Source organism: Pseudomonas sp. TE3644, from assembly GCF_056278815.1.
In genome coordinates this window covers 5,910,099-5,926,802 of record NZ_JBWBQF010000001.1, presented here as the reverse complement: position 1 = coordinate 5,926,802, position 16,704 = coordinate 5,910,099, and the positions used below count along the sequence as shown (strand labels likewise).

The 16,704-nt window shown below is 63.5% G+C and carries 11 protein-coding genes and 2 pseudogenes; 4 read left to right on the top strand and 9 right to left on the bottom strand.

The genetic code is table 11. The features are described 5' to 3' along the window. From ACZ9GA_RS26195 to ACZ9GA_RS26185, 3 genes are read right to left on the bottom strand one after another with little or no spacing between them, the layout of a single operon-like run. Window positions 1–273, bottom strand: a complete 273-nt coding sequence (locus ACZ9GA_RS26195; protein ID WP_457359696.1) for a phosphopantetheine-binding protein — start codon at window positions 271–273, stop codon at window positions 1–3. Then, a complete protein-coding gene (locus ACZ9GA_RS26190; protein WP_457359698.1) occupies window positions 254–1,060 on the bottom strand; it encodes a lysophospholipid acyltransferase family protein in 807 nt (268 codons plus the stop codon). Before ACZ9GA_RS26190 ends, ACZ9GA_RS26195 begins: the two co-directional genes overlap by 20 nt. Beyond that, on the bottom strand, window positions 1,036–1,791 hold the full coding sequence (locus ACZ9GA_RS26185; RefSeq protein WP_457359699.1) for a beta-ketoacyl synthase chain length factor: 756 nt from the start codon (window positions 1,789–1,791) through the stop codon (window positions 1,036–1,038). Before ACZ9GA_RS26185 ends, ACZ9GA_RS26190 begins: the two co-directional genes overlap by 25 nt. A 350-nt stretch (window positions 1,792–2,141) precedes the next feature. Between ACZ9GA_RS26185 and ACZ9GA_RS26180 the strand changes: the two genes are divergently transcribed. Continuing rightward, window positions 2,142–2,918 (top strand): ParA family protein, encoded by a 777-nt coding sequence (locus tag ACZ9GA_RS26180; protein ID WP_457359701.1) that lies wholly within the window; start codon window positions 2,142–2,144, stop codon window positions 2,916–2,918. 384 nt (window positions 2,919–3,302) lie between these two features. Here ACZ9GA_RS26180 and trxC read toward each other — a convergent pair whose 3' ends face one another. Beyond that, window positions 3,303–3,737, bottom strand: coding sequence for a thioredoxin TrxC (gene trxC / locus ACZ9GA_RS26175; RefSeq protein WP_457359703.1), 435 nt, complete (start codon window positions 3,735–3,737; stop codon window positions 3,303–3,305). A gap of 142 nt (window positions 3,738–3,879) precedes the next feature. Between trxC and ACZ9GA_RS26170 the strand changes: the two genes are divergently transcribed. The 3 genes from ACZ9GA_RS26170 to ACZ9GA_RS26160 all read left to right on the top strand — a co-directional run bounded on the left by ACZ9GA_RS26170 (window position 3,880) and on the right by ACZ9GA_RS26160 (window position 5,466). Further along, window positions 3,880–4,578: an aspartate/glutamate racemase family protein gene (locus ACZ9GA_RS26170; RefSeq protein ID WP_457359705.1), complete on the top strand. Its 699-nt coding sequence runs from the start codon at window positions 3,880–3,882 to the stop codon at window positions 4,576–4,578. A gap of 217 nt (window positions 4,579–4,795) precedes the next feature. Beyond that, the gene (locus ACZ9GA_RS26165) at window positions 4,796–5,068 is read left to right on the top strand and encodes a type II toxin-antitoxin system HigB family toxin (protein WP_457363648.1); all 273 of its coding nucleotides are present in this window, start codon (window positions 4,796–4,798) and stop codon (window positions 5,066–5,068) included. Further along, window positions 5,065–5,466 carry a helix-turn-helix domain-containing protein gene (locus tag ACZ9GA_RS26160; RefSeq protein WP_476227134.1) on the top strand — a complete coding sequence of 134 codons (402 nt, stop codon included), beginning with the start codon at window positions 5,065–5,067 and terminating at the stop codon, window positions 5,464–5,466. Before ACZ9GA_RS26165 ends, ACZ9GA_RS26160 begins: the two co-directional genes overlap by 4 nt. Window positions 5,467–5,563: 97 nt before the next feature. Here the strand turns inward: ACZ9GA_RS26160 and selO are convergent, their stop codons facing one another. From selO to ACZ9GA_RS26135, 5 genes and pseudogenes are all read right to left on the bottom strand, one after another. Further along, window positions 5,564–7,021, bottom strand: coding sequence for a protein adenylyltransferase SelO (gene selO / locus ACZ9GA_RS26155; protein ID WP_457359709.1), 1,458 nt, complete (start codon window positions 7,019–7,021; stop codon window positions 5,564–5,566). A 57-nt stretch (window positions 7,022–7,078) separates the two neighbouring features. Next, window positions 7,079–10,436: pseudogene (gene mscK, locus ACZ9GA_RS26150) on the bottom strand (mechanosensitive channel MscK). A gap of 38 nt (window positions 10,437–10,474) precedes the next feature. Further along, a complete protein-coding gene (locus ACZ9GA_RS26145; RefSeq protein WP_457359712.1) occupies window positions 10,475–12,217 on the bottom strand; it encodes a potassium/proton antiporter in 1,743 nt (580 codons plus the stop codon). A gap of 225 nt (window positions 12,218–12,442) precedes the next feature. Next, entirely contained in the window at window positions 12,443–14,245 is a 1,803-nt protein-coding gene (locus ACZ9GA_RS26140; protein WP_457359714.1) for an acyl-CoA dehydrogenase, read from the bottom strand. Window positions 14,246–14,496: 251 nt separating this feature from the next. Next, window positions 14,497–16,575: pseudogene (locus ACZ9GA_RS26135) on the bottom strand (L-glutamate gamma-semialdehyde dehydrogenase); the annotation flags it as partial. Window positions 16,576–16,704 lie beyond the last annotated feature (129 nt).

The following is a 16,704-nucleotide window of genomic DNA, read 5'->3' as shown; positions in this document are numbered from 1 at the left end:
TCACGCGGCCTTTTTTGCCGTGACGAACGCCGCAAGGCTGGTCACGTTGGTGAAATGATTACGGGTGTCCTTGGCGTCGGCGTCGATCTTGATGCCGAAGCGTTTCTGGATCGCCAGGCCCAGTTCCAGGGCGTCGACCGAGTCCAGGCCCAGGCCTTCGCCGAACAGGGTCTGCTCGTCGCCGATGTCTTGGGCGCTGATGTCTTCAAGGCCCAGGGCATCGATGATCAACAGCTTTATTTCGTGGTTCAGCTCAGGGTACAGAGCGCTCATTGAGGGCGAGCTCCTTGATGAAGTAGTGGTGCAGATGGTCATTGAGCGCGCGCGATGCCTTTGGCGCGGGGCCTTGGGCGGCGAACGCCTGTGGTTCGATATCGGCGCCAACGTGCAGACTGAAATGCACGCGGCGCGACGGAATGCGGTACCAGGGTTCGGCCTTGGTCAACGTGGTGGGGCTGACCTGGATCACCACCGGAGTGATCACCTGGGCGCCACGCAGGGCAATGGCCGCTGCGCCACGATGAAAGGTGGGGGCCTTGCCCGGGCAGGTGCGCGTGCCCTCGGGGAAGATGATCAGGGTCTGGCCCTGCTCCAGCGCACTGACGGCGGTATCGAGCATGTCCATGCTGCCGTCGTTGCTGATGTAGCCGGTGGAGCGCACCGGGCCGCGGGTGAAGGGGTTCTGCCACAGGCTTTGCTTGACCACGCAGTTGGCATCGCGCACCAGGCCGATCAGGAACACCACGTCGATCAGCGACGGGTGGTTGGCGATGATCATCTGGCCGGGGCGGCCCAGGCGTTCGGCGCCGCTCACTTCGTAGGTCAGCACGCCGGTGCGGGCCATGAAACGGATGAACAGCCAGAACAACTGGCTGACCGTGCGCCGTGCCCGTTGACGGTGAGCCGCCGGGTTGCCAGGCAGCAGCGCCAACAGGGGGAAAATCACCAGGCGCAGGCACAGCCCGCCCAGCCCGAACAGGGCAAAGCTGCTGGCGGTGGCCACCAGGCGCCACAGCCAGGCGTCGCGGGCCTTGCTCAGCGGTTGCGTTGCCAGTTCCATGCGCGGCGTTTCCATACGTGGTGGCAGTCAGTCTGGTCGGTGACCAGGGCGCGTAGCAGGTTCAGGGCGTGGGGCCATTGGCACGCCGGGGCATCAGTGGATGCCGGGGTCAGGCTCAGGCTCCAGTCGTCGCCGGCGGTGATCACCAGGCCAACGGCATAGGGGAACGGGATATCGGTGATCCACTGGGCGTAGGCGGCAGGTGGCTGTTCTTCGCTGATGATCAACAGCACTGCTTCGGCGCCATCGTCGAGCAAGGCCGCGGCTTCGATCAGACCATGTTCCAGGCCGTCGCCGGCCGCCGCCAGGGCGGTCATCTCACTGGTTTCGGCGCGCAGGATGGACCACAGGCCGATCACCGCATTGTGTACCGAGAGGCTGAACTGGGTGGGCGACAGCGGCTGCCGGGCGGCCAGGTCGCCGAGAATATTGAACGTGAGCGGCGTTTCGCCGTGGCGTGACATGAACACCAGCGGCATGGGCGGGCGGGCATCGGCCAGCGGCCAGCCCACATGAAACGCCATGCGCGCCAAACGGCCCAGGCGGCGGCGCTGCATGGCCGGCAGGAACGACACGTCGGGGGCTGCATCGCCACAATCGAGTCGGCACGGTGCGTGGCTCCATTTCAGCCAGTCGTCCGCCGAGGTCAGCCCTGGAGCCCAGGCCTGCCATTGTGCGATGTTGAAGTTGATCACTGTAGGTTTTCCGGCCCTTTCGGGCTTCCATTCCATGGGAATCGACTCGGGTCTGCGGTTCGCTTTGTAACGGCACAGTACCGAAGTGGCGCGCATTATCCGGATGAGTGCTGTCGGTAGCAAACATTGGTTACATGCCCGCTACAAAACATTACAGACGGTCGTGGTTTGTGTCCGGCCGTCATTTTTTCGCAGCCATCGAGGATGATGTCAAAAAGCCTGTTTTTAAGTCGGCAGGCCGGCCGCGAACCTTAGGGCCTGAGGCACAATCTTCACAGACGACCACTTCCGAAACGGCTGTAGGACCCCTCTGATCCAAAGGTGCTGGCTAATGCGCAGCGCCGCCATCTACACTGGCCCATTCACTGGTACACGGAGGTTTACCCATGCGGCGTGTGGTGTTCAATCAGAAAGGTGGCGTAGGCAAGTCCAGCATTGCCTGCAACCTGGCGGCCGTCAGTGCCCAGGCAGGCTATCGAACGCTGTTGATCGATCTGGATGCACAAGCCAACTCGACCCAGTACCTGACCGGGTTGACGGGCGAGGACATCCCCATGGGGATCGCCGATTTCTTCAAGCAGACCCTGGCCTCGGGGCCGTTTGCCAAGAAGAACACCGTGGACATCTACGAAACGCCCTTCGACAACCTGCACGTGGTGACCGCCACGGCGGAGCTGGCCGACCTGCAGCCCAAGCTTGAGGCCAAGCACAAGATCAACAAGCTGCGAAAGCTGCTGGATGAGCTGGCCGATGATTACGACCGCATCTACATCGACACGCCGCCGGCGCTGAACTTCTATGCGGTGTCTGCCCTGATTGCCGCCGACCGCGTGCTGATCCCTTTCGACTGTGACAGCTTCTCGCGCCAGGCGCTGTACGGCCTGATCGCCGAGATCGGTGACCTGCGCGACGATCACAACGAAGACCTGGAGGTGGAAGGCATCGTCGTCAACCAGTTCCAGTCGCGCGCCAGCCTGCCGCAGCAGATGCTCGATGAGCTGATTGCCGAGGGGCTGCCGGTGTTGCCGGTGTACCTGAGCAGCTCGGTGCGCATGCGCGAGTCGCACCAGGCCAGCCTGCCGCTGATCCACCTGGACCCGCGGCACAAGCTGACGTTGCAGTTTGTGGAGCTGCATCATTTGCTGGAGAACAACGCGGCTTGAATGTTGGCACAAACACACAGCCGTGATGTCGAACACACAAGGCTGACAACGCCAATCCAACAGGCCATGGCGCGTTGCAACAAATGTGGGACCGGGCTCTGCCCGGGAAGCGCCGCGCGGGCGGCGCTCGATCTCGAGTGCTACAGAAAAAAATCGACTAGCACCTGGCGGCCATGACGCGATCTCCAGCCGAACCTTTCGAAGAAAACCCGATGCGCCTGCCATGAGCCTGCATCAAGGCTTGAAGGTGCATGTCGTGGGTTTTTCGGCGCCCTTGAGATCGAGCGCCGCCCGCGCGGCGCTTCCCGGGCAGAGCCCGGTCCCACATCTGTTTCGGGCCAATTTTGTCTGTGGGATCAGCGTTGTCAGCCTTGTTTGCCCGCTTCAGATTCCTTGCGAAGCCAACCAACCCAACAGCTGCGGCAACGGAAACGCGCCGCTCTGCCGCGCCACTTCGCGACCATTCTTGAACAGAATCAAGCTGGGAATAGAACGGATGTTCAACTGCCCCGCCAGTTGCTGATTGGCCTCGCTGTCCAGCTTGGCCAGGCGGCAGCGCCCGCTCAATTGCGCAGCGGCCTGCTGGAAAGTCGGTGCGAACGACTTGCACGGCCCGCACCATTCGGCCCACACATCCACCAGCAACGGCAGGTCGCCCTTGATCTGGCTGGCGTAGTCGCCCTGGGTCAGGTCGAAGGGCTTGGTCAGGATCACTTCGCCCTTGCAGCGCCCGCACTTGGGGCTGTCGCCCAGGCGGTCGGCGGGGATGCGGTTCAGGCCATTGCAGTGGGGGCAGGGGATAACCAGGGGTTCGGACATGGCGTGCGCTCGATAGGTCAGTTGCCCAGCATTCTAACCCGAGTGGCAACTGTGCCCATTGATCACTGTGTTGCTGTATCTGCCGAATGCCCATACTGGGGGGTAGCCTTGAGGTTTGGCATTCAAGGCAGGAGCGACGTCGATGCAAACCCTGGGCATTGTGGGCGGCATGAGCTGGGAGTCCACCGCGGTCTATTACCGGCAGCTCAATGAAGGTGTGCGTGATCGGCTGGGCGGGCTGCACTCGGCACCCTTGCTATTGCACTCGGTTGATTTCGCCGGCATCGCGGCTTTGCAAAAATCAGGTGAATGGGACACCGCGGGCCTGCAACTGGCATCCGCGGCCCAGGGGCTTGAGCGGGCGGGTGCCAAGGCGCTGTTGCTGGCGACCAACACCATGCACAAAGTGGCGCACGCCATTGAGGCGGCCGTGGACATTCCCCTGCTGCATGTGGGCGATGGCGTCGGCCAGGCCCTGCAACAGCGAGGCGTGCGCAAGGTCGCCTTGCTGGGCACGCGGTTTACCATGCAGCAGGACTTCTATCGCGTGCGCCTGGCCGAGCACTTCGGCATCGAGGTGCTGGTGCCCACGCCCGAGGAAATGGCAGAGGTCGACCGCATCATCTTCGCTGAACTGTGTGTAGGCGTGATCAAGCCAGCTTCCCGCGAGTATTACCTGGCCTGCCTTGAATGCCTTGGCGCTGCGGGTGCCGAGGCTGCAATCCTGGGTTGCACCGAAATCGGCATGCTGCTGGACGGTGCACAAAGCCCCCTGCCGCTGGTCGACAGCACCACCGTGCACGTGCATATGGGCCTGGACTGGCTGCTGCGATCCCTGTAGCCGCTGGCGAAGCCTGCGCTGGCCCTGCGCTGCACAGCGGATTTTCAGCGTACTCGGGGGCCAGCGCAGCCTGGCGGCAGCGGCTACAAGCGGTTGGGAATGGTCCTACCCGATCAGCGGAAATATCGCATTTTGCTATTTTCTTTGTTGTGCCATCGTTTTCCACATAGCAAAATGCGATATGGACGATTTGATGCACGTGATCAGCGAATAGCGAATTTGGGAGGCAAAGGCCAATTGGCCGCGAGCGGCAAGTGCTTTGGATGCATGGTATAGGCTCGCCAAGAGCGGTTGCCCCCATGATTTCGCCGCAATGAAAATGACCTTCCCCGCCACAGACAAGGTGGGTGATTTGCATGTTTTCGATATCGGCGGCAACAAGTTGAGGCTGATCGCTATCGTTCGATACCGCGCCCAACGTATCTACATAAGGTCCATTCTGGATCATGCCCAATACACAAAGGGCAAATGGAAGGAGGAAGCGTTTTGAACCGTTCGATCAAATTCGCGACCGAGCATTGGCAGCTGTTATCGCCATTGCTTGCCAAACCCGTTACCGAGCAAGACTACGACGCCTTGGTGGTCTCGCTGGACGAACTGCTTTGCCTGACTGGCGCGGATGAGCAACATCCGCTTTCAGGGCTTGTCGATCACCTAGGGGACCTGATTGCCGATTATGACCGGCATCACCGCCCCATGCCCAAGGCATCGGGCGGTGAGGTACTGAAGTTTTTGCTGGAGCAGCATCGGCTCAAGCAAGGCGATCTGCCCGAAGTCGGCCCGCAATCAGTCATTTCCGAACTCATCAGTGGCAAACGCCAGTTGAACCTGCGGCAAGTCCGAGCGCTTGCTGCGCGCTTCGGCGTCTCGGCAGATGTATTCATCTGACCCGTAGCCGCTGGCGAAGCCTGCGCTGGCCCTGCGCTGCACAGCGGATTTTCAGCGTACTCGGGGGCCAGCGCAGCCTGGCGGCAGCGGCTGCTTATCAGGAGGAACAGCTGATTTCCAGGTGCTTGCCCCACTCGGGCGGGCGCTGGGCGTAGCCCTCCATCCCCACCTGTTCCTCGAACGGCCGCGTCAGCACCTGATGCAGGCGCCGCACTTCTTCGTAATCGCCTTGCTGCGCCGCGTCGATGGCTTTCTGCGCCAGGTAGTTGCGCAGCACGTACAGCGGGTTCACCGCGTGCATGCGCACGGTACGCGTGGCCGGCTCGCCGTCGCGCTCGGTGCGTTGTACATAGCCCGCTGCCCAGCGATCAAAACCCTCGCGGTCGACGAAATCGTCACGCAGCACGGCCACGGCCGCCGCCGCTGGCTGATCACCCAGTTGGCGGAAGAACAGGTTGTAGTCCACACCGCTGTTCTGCATCAGGCGCAGCAGTTCTTCGACCATGGCCTTGTCGCCGTCTTCGGCGCGGGTGAAGCCCAGGCGCCGACGCATCAGGTCCAGGTAATGCGCCTCGTACAGCGGCAAAAACAACTCCAGGGTCTCGCGCAGGGCTTCGACGCTGATGAACGGCGTCAACGCCTGGGCCAGGGCGCTGAGGTTCCAGTGGGCAATCGGCACCTGGTTGCTGAAGCTGTAGCGGCCTTCGTGGTCGGAGTGGTTGCAGATGAAGTTGGCGTCGAAGTCGTCGAGGAAGGCAAAAGGGCCGAAGTCGAAGGTAATGCCCAGGATCGACATATTGTCGGTGTTCATCACCCCGTGGCAGAAGCCGTAGGCCTGCCATTTGGCGATCAGCTCGGCGTTGCGCTCCAGCACGGTGCGGAACATGGCCAGGTAGGGCTCGGGCTGCTCCAGGCATTCGGGGAAATGCATGGCCAGCACGTGCTCGCCCAGCACCTTGGCCTGCTCGGGTTGCTTGGTGTAGTAGAAATACTCGAAATGGCCGAAGCGCACATGGCTGGGCGCCAGGCGCAGCAGCATGGCGCCGCGCTCCTGGGTTTCGCGCCATACCGGGGTGTCGGAGCCGATCACGCACAGGGCGCGGCTGCTGGGGATGCCCAGGGCGTGCAGGGCTTCACTGGCAAGGAACTCGCGGATCGAGGAGCGCAGCACCGCGCGGCCATCGCCCATGCGTGAGTAAGGTGTCAGGCCAGCGCCCTTGAGGTGCAGGTCCCAATGCTTGCCGGCCTGGTTGTAGACCTCGCCCAGCAGCAGGCCGCGGCCGTCGCCCAGGCGTGGGCTGTAGCCGCCGAACTGGTGGCCGGAATAGACCATCGCCCGCGGCTCTGCCTCGGCCCACAGCTTGTGGCCGCCGAACAGCTGGGCAAATACCGGGGAATGGGCCTCGGTGGGCTCAAGGTCCAGCAGCGCCATGGCCGCGTCGCTGGCTACCACCAGGCGCGGGTTGTCGAGGGGGTCGGGCAGTACCGAGGTTGAGAACGCGTCGCCCAGGCGGGCGAAGCGGTTGTCGAAGGTCAGTTCGTCGAGGGCTTTCAACGGCCATCTCCAGCAGAATGTCCAAGCATTCTGCTGGGGTATGGCCGTTGCGTCCAGTCAGTCCAGATGAGTGTCGGGTGGCTCGGGACGGGTCTTGGGCTGCGCCTGTACGTTGGGCAGCAGCTGTTGATCGACCTTCTCCAGCGGCACCATCTTGAATTCCTGGCCCTGGGTGTTCTTGAGGTACACCTCCATCTGCCGGAACGAGATGTTGATGTTGTTCTTCTTGAACTCGCGGTTGATGTAGCGGTTCATCTCGTCGAGTACCGGGTTGCGGTCGCCCAGGTCACGCACGTGCATGCGCAGTTCGTGGTCCAGGGTGCTTTCGCCGAAGTTGAGGAAATACACGCTGGGAGACGGATCCTTGAGCACCCGCGAGTTTTCCTGGGCGCCCTTGAGCAGCAGCGAGCGCACCAGGTCCAGGTCCGAGCCGTAGTCCACGCCCAGCTTCAGGGTGACGCGGGTGATGGTGTCGGTCAGCGACCAGTTGATCAGTTGCCCGGTGATGAACGTCTTGTTCGGGACAATGATGTCCTTGCGGTCGAAGTCGGTGATGGTGGTGGCGCGGATGCGAATCTTGCTGACCGTGCCCGACAGGCTGCCGATGGTGATGGTGTCGCCGATGCGCACCGGGCGCTCGAACAAAATCATGATGCCGGAGATGAAGTTGGCGAAGATCTCCTGCATGCCGAAACCCAGGCCTACCGACAGTGCTGCGACCAGCCATTGCAGTTTGTCCCAGCTCACGCCCAGGGTAGACAGCGCCGACACGAAGCCGATACCGATGATCACGTACGACAGCAGCGTGGTGGTGGCGTAGGCGCTGCCCTGGGCCAGGTTGAGGCGTGACAGCACCAGCACTTCCAGCAGACCGGGCAGGTTGCCCGCCAAGGCCACGGTGATACCGACGATGATCAGCGCGCCCAACAGGTCGCCGAGGCTGATCGGCACCATGCTCATGGTGGCGCCGGTGCCGCTGGTGTACTCGTAGAGGGTGATGTTGTCCAGGTAGGCGAACACGCTGATCAGGTCCGACCACACCCAGTAAAGGCCGGCGATGAACACGCCCATCAGTGCCAGGCGGATCAGGCGCAGCGACTGCTGGTTGACCTGCTCGATGTCCAGGGTCGGCTCTTCGATGGGGATTTCGCCGTCGCCGCTTTCCTTGGCGGCCTGGCGTTTGCTCAGCGCCCGCTGGTAGGCCAGGCGCCGCGCTGCCACGCTGAGGCCACGGACAAAAGCGGCTTCGATCACCTGCCACAGCATCAGCAGGTACAGGGTGTCGATCAGCCGGTCGGTCAGCTTCAGCGCGGTGTAGTAGTAGCCAAAGCACACCGCCATAAACAGCGCCACCGGCAGTGCGGTGAAGGCCACGCCCACCGCCTTGCGGAACAGCGAGGTGTTGCGGTGGGTGGGGCTGCTGATCAGCAGGGCGGCTGAGCAGCCAGGCCATCAGCGCGTAGCAGGTCAGCACCACGACAATGCCGATCACATCGTCGGCCAGGGCCGAAGGCTGCAGTTCGGCGATCGCCACCACGGCCACCAGGGCCATGACCACAATGCCCAGGCGGCGTACCCAGTTGCGCAGGAACTCCACTTGCGGCTTCTGCCAGCGGAAGTGCACCTCGGCCACACCGCCCGGCGCCAAAATCCGGTAGGCGGTATAGAACACCAGCCAGGCCTGGGCCATTTGCAGCAGGGCCGAACCCAGGCTGGCGTTCTGGCCGCGGGCGTCGAGCTGCAGGGCTAGGCCGCACAGGGCCAGGCCCAGGCCCACCGGGATGGCCAGCAATACGTTTACCAGCAATGCCTGGGGCGTGTGCCACTGGCTGTCACGCTTGAAGTGGCCGATGTCCTTGTGCACGCGGTTGAGGCGGTCGTGCAGGTAGCTGCGGCGCCACAGCAGCACGCCGATCAGCAACAGCAGCGGCACGAAGAACAGCGGGCGCTGCACCAGGCCGTCGGCCAGTTCGCTGAGGCTGGAGGCCCAGGGCAGGGTGGTCAGCTGTTTGCTCAGGTGCGACGGCGCGCCTTCCAGCCAGTCCGGGTCCAGCGGTTTGTTGCTGGGGATCCAGAACATCTGCTCGTCCAGGGTGGCGCGCAGGCTCAGGGCGGTACTGAGCAATTGTTTCTGGTTCAGTTGCAGGGTGATGGATTCGTTGAGCAGGGCGCTCAGCTCACGGTTCAGGCGCTCCAGCAGGTCGCTGCGGGTTACGGCCAGGTCCAGCAGTTGCTTGCGCAGTTGCGGGGTGACCTGCTCGGGCGGCTGCGCGGCGATCAGGCCATCGACATAGGCGGTGGGGCTGCTCAGGGCTTCGCGCTGCTGGTTGACCTCGAACTGGTACAGGCGGATATCGGCGATCTCGTCCGCCAGGTTGCGGTCCACCTTCAGGTGCGGCAGGGCCTGCTTCTGTTTGTAGAGGATCTTGGACAGCAGCAGGCTGCCCTTGAGCACGTTGATCTGTTCGTCCAGCGCCTGGTCGCTCTGGGTCAGGCTGTCCAGTTGCTGCTGGGTGCGCAGGTTCTGCTGGGTCAGGTCGTTGAGGCGGTCGGTGCTTTTGAGCAGGTAGTCCGACAGCTTCAGGTTGGTGGCGCTCTCGGTGGCCATCACGCTGCTGCCGCCGGCCTTTTGCGCTTCGATGGACTGCTGGGTGACGGTCTCCTGGGACTGGGCCAGGCGCTTCTCGTTGATCAGCGACTGCAGGTCCTGGATTTCCTGGCTGATGCGCGCGATTTTCTCGAACACCAGGTCGTGCTGGCTGTTGCCCAAATCCTGCAGCAGGGTGTTGCCGGCCAGTTCCTGGCGGCGCAGGGCGATCAGCGCATTGAGGGAAGCCTGTTCGGCCAGCAACTGGTTGCGCTGGTCGGCGGACACGACTTTGCCGTTGTCCTTGCCGGCCTTGAGGATGCCGTTGATCTGGGTGATGCGCGCCTGGCTGTTGCTGATTTCGGTCTGCGCGCGCTCCGGGCGGGTCTGGGCCGTGATGCTCAGGCTGTTGGCCTCGGTCAGCTGCTTCTGCAGATCGCCCTGCTGGGCGCCGCGGTCATTGAGCAGTTGCTCAAGCTGCGGTACCGACAGGTTGGCGTAGCGCTGGGCCACCGGGATTATCTTGGTGGCCTTGAGTTTGGTCAGCTCGTGCTGGTTCTCGGCGATCACCTGCGGGGCTTCGGTCAGCTGCTTCTTGAGGGCCGGCAACTGGTTGTTGCTGTCGTCGCGGTTGCCCAGGTAGGTCAGGGTCTGTTCCAGCACTTGTTGCAGTGCTTTCTGGTCGGCGTCGGACAGCTTGCGGTCGGCGATCTTGTCGATGCTTTGCTGCACCGATTCACTGGTGGGCGGGTCGGCTGCGTGAACGGCAGTGACAGTCAGGCACAGCCCAAGCAGGGCTGCGGAGAACAATGAGCGCAGTGAGGGCATAGTAGAAAAGTCGTTACAGCTCGAAAGAGAATGGCAGTTTAGAGGAAGAGTCCAGGACCTGGGCTGCTTCCTTCGGGCAATTTGACGCCCACTTTGTGGATCTTGTTCCCGTCCATCACGGCCACAGTCCAGATTGTGTTGTTCCACACCACGTGGTCGCCGACCACCGGCGCGCCGCCAACCTTCTGCATGATGAACTGGCTGAGTGGCGTTTGCGGATCCTGGCCATCGAGCTGCAAACCGTACAACGCGGCTACAGGCCCCAGTTCTGCGTCCCCTTCGAGCACGAAGTCGCCGAAGAAACGCAAATCCAGACCCCGTTGCGGCGCCTGGCTGAACAGCTTTCCGAGGGCTGGCAAATTGTGTTCGTGGCCGATTACGCACAGCAGATCGTCCACTTCCAATACCGTACTACCCGACGGATGGAGCAGTTCCTGACCCCGAAACAGGGCCGCGATACGGGTGCCGTCGGGCATTTTCAGCTCGCGCAGCGGGGATCCAATGCACCACTTCTCGGCGCCCAGTTTGTAGACGAACAGCTCCCATTCACTGGTGACGTGCACTTCCAGCGCCGAGCGGGAAATGGGCGCCGGATCCGGCGGCACGGTGACCTTCAGCAGCTTGGCCATCCACGGCAGGCTGGTGCCTTGCACCAGCAGCGATACCAGGACGATGAAGAAGGCCAGGTTGAAGTACAGCTGCGCCTCGGGCAGGCCGGCCATCAGCGGGAACACCGCCAGAATGATCGGTACTGCGCCGCGCAGGCCCACCCAAGAAATAAAGGCTTTCTCGCGGCCATGGAAGGCCTTGAACGGCAGCAGGCCGACGAACACCGACAATGGCCGCGCCACCAGAATCATGCCCAGCGCCAGGACCAGGGCGGGCACGGCGATTGGCAGCAGGTCGTGGGGGGTAACCAGCAGGCCCAGTACCAGGAACATGCCGATCTGTGCCAGCCAGGCCATGCCGTCGAGCATGTGCAAAATGCCGTGGCGGCTGCGGATCGGCTTGTTGCCCATCACCAGGCCGCACAGGTACACGGCCAGGAAGCCGCTGCCGTGCAGGGCGTTGGTCAGGGCGAACACTACCAGGCCGCCGGCGATGACCAGGATCGGGTACAGGCCGCCAGCCAGGTGGATGCGGTTGACCAGTTGCAGCATCACCCAGCCGCCGCCCAGGCCGATGATGGCGCCGATGCCGAATTCCTGGACCAGGTGGCCCAGCAGGCTCCAGTGCAGGCCGGTCTGGTGGCTGGCCAGCATGTCGATCAGGGTGACGGTGAGGAACACCGCCATGGGGTCGTTGCTGCCCGACTCGATCTCAAGGCTGGCCGTTACCCGTTCGTTCAGGCCCTTGCCGCCCAGCAGCGAGAACACCGCTGCGGCGTCCGTGGAGCCGACGATGGCGCCGATCAGCAGGCCCTGGATGATGTTGAGGTTGAACAGCCAAGCGGCCAGCACACCGGTAAGGCCAGTGGTGATGAGCACGCCCACGGTGGCCAGCGACAAGGCCGGCCATAGCGCCACGCGGAAACTGGCGACCCGGGTTCGCAAGCCGCCGTCGAGCAGGATCACCGCCAGTGCCAGGTTGCCGACCAGATAAGCCGTGGGGTAGTTGTCGAAAATGATACCGCCGCCGTCGACGCCGGCGGCCATGCCTACGGCCAGGATGATCACCAGAATGGGGATGCCCAGGCGCGAGGACAGGGAGCTGACCAGAATACTAGCGCCTACCAGCAACGCGCCGATCAAGAACAGGCTGTTGATGGTCGTCGCATTCAAAGGCAGTACTCCCTAAAACTGAGGTGGCGAAGCGGCGTGCATCATGCAGGCCGCGTGCCAAGGGATTCTAACCTGTGCAAATGTACCTATGTCAAAAAGCTTCGTATTTCCGATGGTTCATGACGGTAGCCGCTGCCGAAGGCTGCGCTGGCCGTGTGCCTCGCTGGAGATCTCCAGCGCACGGGATGGCCAGCGCAGCCTGGCGGCAGCGGCTACATCTCGGTTTCAGAACCAGGTGTCATTCATGCCCAGGCAAGTATCGTCACGGCTCTGCAACAAATGCAGGTCGTGATGACAGGCCGGCAGCTCCCAGGTCAGGAAGTACCGCGCTGCCTGCAACTTGCCCTGATAAAACTCGCTATCGGCCGCATTGCCCTTGTCCAACCCCTCCTGCGCTCGAATCGCCTGCTCCAGCCAGCGCCAGGCAACTACCGTGTGGCCGAACACCTTCAGGTACAGCGCCGAGTTGGCCAATGTCGCAGTGATTTGCCCCTTGGCCAGATCACCCAGCAGGCTCAGCGTCACCCCTTGCAAGGCCGTCAGCATTTGCTCAAGCGGCTGGCGCAGCAGTGTCAGGGATGCGTGGGGCTGGGCGCGCTCGCAGGTCTCGCTGATCAATCGCATCAACTGCTTGAGCCCCGCACCGCCATTCTGCGCCAGCTTGCGGCCCAGCAAGTCCAGGGACTGGATACCGTGGGTGCCTTCATGGATCGGGTTCAGGCGGTTGTCACGGTAGTACTGCTCCACCGGGTATTCACGGGTATACCCGTGCCCGCCCAGGATCTGGATGGCCAATTCGTTGGCCTTCAGGCAGAACTCCGAGGGCCAGGATTTGACGATAGGCGTCAGCAGGTCGAGCAGTTCATGGGCCTGCCGGCGCACTTCATCGCTCTCCCCAGTGAGGGTGTCATCGAACAGCCGCGCCGCGTACAGGCCCAGGTCGAACGCGCCTTCTACGTAGGCTTTCTGGGTCAGCAGCATGCGCCGCACATCGGCGTGGTTGATGATTGCCACCGGCGCGGCGGTGGGGTCCTTGGCATCGGGCAGGCGGCCTTGCGGGCGTTCGCGGGCGTAGTCCAGCGAGTACAGATAGCCGGCGTAGCCGAGCATCACTGCGCCCATGCCCACGCCAATGCGGGCCTCGTTCATCATCTGGAACATGTAGCTCAGCCCCTGATGCGCCTTGCCTACCAGATAGCCGACGCAACTGCCGTTATCGCCGAAGTTAAGCGCGGTGGACGTGGTGCCACGCCAGCCCATCTTGTGGAACAGGCCGGCCAGCAGCACATCGTTGCGCGGGCCAAGGCTGCCGTCATCGTTGACCAGGAATTTGGGCACGATGAACAGCGAGATGCCTTTCACCCCGGCCGGGGCGTCCGGCAGCTTGGCCAGTACCAGGTGCACGATGTTCTCCGACAGCGGGTGATCGCCGCCGGAGATGAAGATCTTGTTGCCCTTGAGCCGGTAGCTGCCGTCGGCGGCCGGTTCTGCGCGGGTGCGGATGTCCGACAGCGACGAGCCGGCATGGGGCTCGGTGAGGGCCATGGTGCCGAAGAAGCGGCCCTCGATCATCGGCTGCAGAAAGCGCTGCTTTTGTTCGTCGCTGCCGCAGCTTTCGATCAGGTTGGCGGCGCCCATGGTCAGGAACGGGTACGAGGTGCTGCCAGCGTTGGCCGCCTGGAAGTGCGCAAAGCACGCTTGGGATAACAGGGTAGGCAACTGCATGCCGCCGTCTTCGAACGAGCGCGCGGCGTTGAGGAAGCCGGCTTGCAGGAACGCGTCCACGGCCGGTTTCACTTCAGGAATCAGTACGGCGGCGCCGTTTTCATAGCGAGGCTCGTTTTCATCCGCCTTGCGGTTATGCGGCGCAAAGTACTTCTCGGCGATGGTACGGGCGGTGCCGATGGCGGCGTCGAAGGTTTCGCGGTTGTGTTCGGCGAAGCGTTCGCGATGGGTGAGGCCTTCGGCGTCGAGCACTTCGTAGAGCTCGAAGGCCAGGTTGCGGGCGCTGAGGAGAGTCTCGGACATGGCGGCAATCCCTTTTATTGATGCGCCGAGTGTAGAAGCGTGGGGAGGGGAGGGAACAGGAAGATAGATGGCGGTGATGATGGCGCTGCCCCGATAACCCCTGTAGCCGCTGCCGCCAGGCTGCGCTGGCCCTCTGCCTCGCTGGGGATCTGCAGTGCAAAAAGGGCCAGCGCAGCCTGGCGGCAGCGGCTACAAGGAGGTTCAGGCACAAAAAAGGCGCCTGGTCAGGCGCCTTTTTCAGGGTGCAGCAATCAGCCGATGGTCATCAAGCTGGCGTTACCGCCCGCCGCAGCGGTGTTGACGCTCAACGCCCGCTCGATCACCAAACGCTCCAGGGCGATGTTGCTCTCGCCATGGGACAGCCCTTGTACGCCAACGATCGCACCAGCACGCTTGGCCACCTGCTGGCAGACGGCGCGCAGCTGATCGGAGTCGCCATGGTGCAGCACGGCGTCGAACACCGCCTCGTCCTTGTTCCAATCGGCAACCAGTTGGATGCGTGCCTGCACTTCCTTAGGCAGGCGGCCACGCAGGGCCTTGCTCAGCTCGGCTTCCGGCCACACGGCAGTGCTGCCCACGGCCAAGGCGGCCGCCAGTTGCACCAGCAGGTCGGCTTCCTGGTCGGCCAGGCACAACACGTGCTCGCGCGGCAGGATGCTGTAGCTGTTGCGCTCGCCGGTCGGGCCCACCAGTTGGCGGGTCACGCCGCTTTGCGATTGCTGGGCGTACTGGCTGCACACGTCAGCCAGTTCAGCATGCTGATTGCTCCCGGCCCAGGCTTGCAGGGCTTGCAGCGGCTTGGCCATGGCGTCGCGCAGGCGCACGTCCGGGGCAGACTCACTGTCAGCACGCTTGAAGGTGTGCTCGATGGCGCCTTCTGGGCGGGTCGACAGCAGGCGGTACAGGTACAGCGGGCCGCCGGCTTTGGGGCCGGTGCCCGACAGGCCTTCGCCGCCGAACGGCTGCACGCCCACCACGGCGCCCACGATGTTGCGGTTGACGTAGACGTTACCGGCGTTGACGTTGTCGATCACCTTGGCGATGGTCTCGTCGATGCGGGTGTGCACGCCCAGGGTCAGGCCGTAGCCGGAAGCGTTGATCTGCTCGATCAGCTGGTCGAGGTTCTTGCGGCTGTAACGCACTACGTGCAGTACCGGGCCGAAGATTTCACGTTGCAGCTCGTCGAAGCTTTCCAGCTCGATCAGGGTTGGCATCACGAAGGTGCCGCGCTTCACTTCCTCGGCATCGGCGATGGCCACCTGGTACACGGCGCGGCCTTTGTCGCGCATGCCCTGGATGTGTTTCTCGATGCCGGCCTTGGCTTCGGCGTCGATCACCGGGCCGATGTCCACCGACAGACGCTCGGGGTTGCCCAGGCGCGATTCGGCCATGGCGCCCTTGAGCATTTCGATCACGCGGTCGGCGGAGTCTTCCTGCAGGCACAGTACGCGCAGGGCCGAGCAGCGCTGGCCGGCCGAGTCGAAGGCCGAGGACACCACGTCGATGACCACTTGTTCGGTCAGCGCCGAGGAGTCGACGATCATGGCGTTCTGGCCGCCGGTTTCGGCGATCAGCGGGATCGGCCGGCCCTGGCTGTCCAGGCGCCCGGCGATGTTGCGTTGCAGCAGGCGCGCCACCTCGGTGGAACCGGTGAACATCACGCCCTTGACGCGATCGTCACCTACCAGGCGCGCACCCACGGTTTCGCCACGGCCCGGCAGCAGTTGCACCACGCCCTCGGGAATGCCGGCTTCCAGCAGCAGGCGCACGGCCTGGGCCGCTACCAGCGGGGTCTGTTCGGCCGGCTTGGCCAGTACCGGGTTGCCGGCGGCCAGTGCCGCAGCTACCTGGCCGGTGAAGATCGCCAGCGGGAAGTTCCACGGGCTGATGCACACCACCGGGCCGAGTGGGCGGTGGGCGTCGTTGCTGAAGTCGTTGCGGGCCTGCACCGCGTAGTAGCGCAGGAAGTCCACGGCTTCGCGCACTTCGGCGATGGCGTTGGCGAAGGTCTTGCCGGCTTCGCGGGCCAGCAGGCCCATCAGCGGCTGGATCTCGGCTTCCATCAGGTCGGCGGCACGTTCCAGGATAGCGGCGCGTTCGGCCGGCGGCGTGGCCTGCCAGATCGGGCCGTTGCTCATGGCGCAGAGGATGGCGTTGTCGACGTCGGCGACGGTGGCTTCCTGCACATGACCGACCACGTCGCGATGGTCGGACGGGTTCAGCACGGCCTGGGCCGCTTCGTTGCTGGCATCGCAACCCAGCATCGGCAAAGCTTTCCAGTCAGTGTGGGCAGTGCTCAGCAGCGCGCACGACAACGACGCCAGGCGGTGTTCGTTGGCCATGTCGATGCCGGCCGAGTTGGCGCGCTCGCTGCCGTACAGGTCGCGTGGCAACGGGATGCGCGGGTGCGGCAGGCCGGTGTTGCCTTCCTGGGTGGCCATGCGCTCGATGGTGCTGAC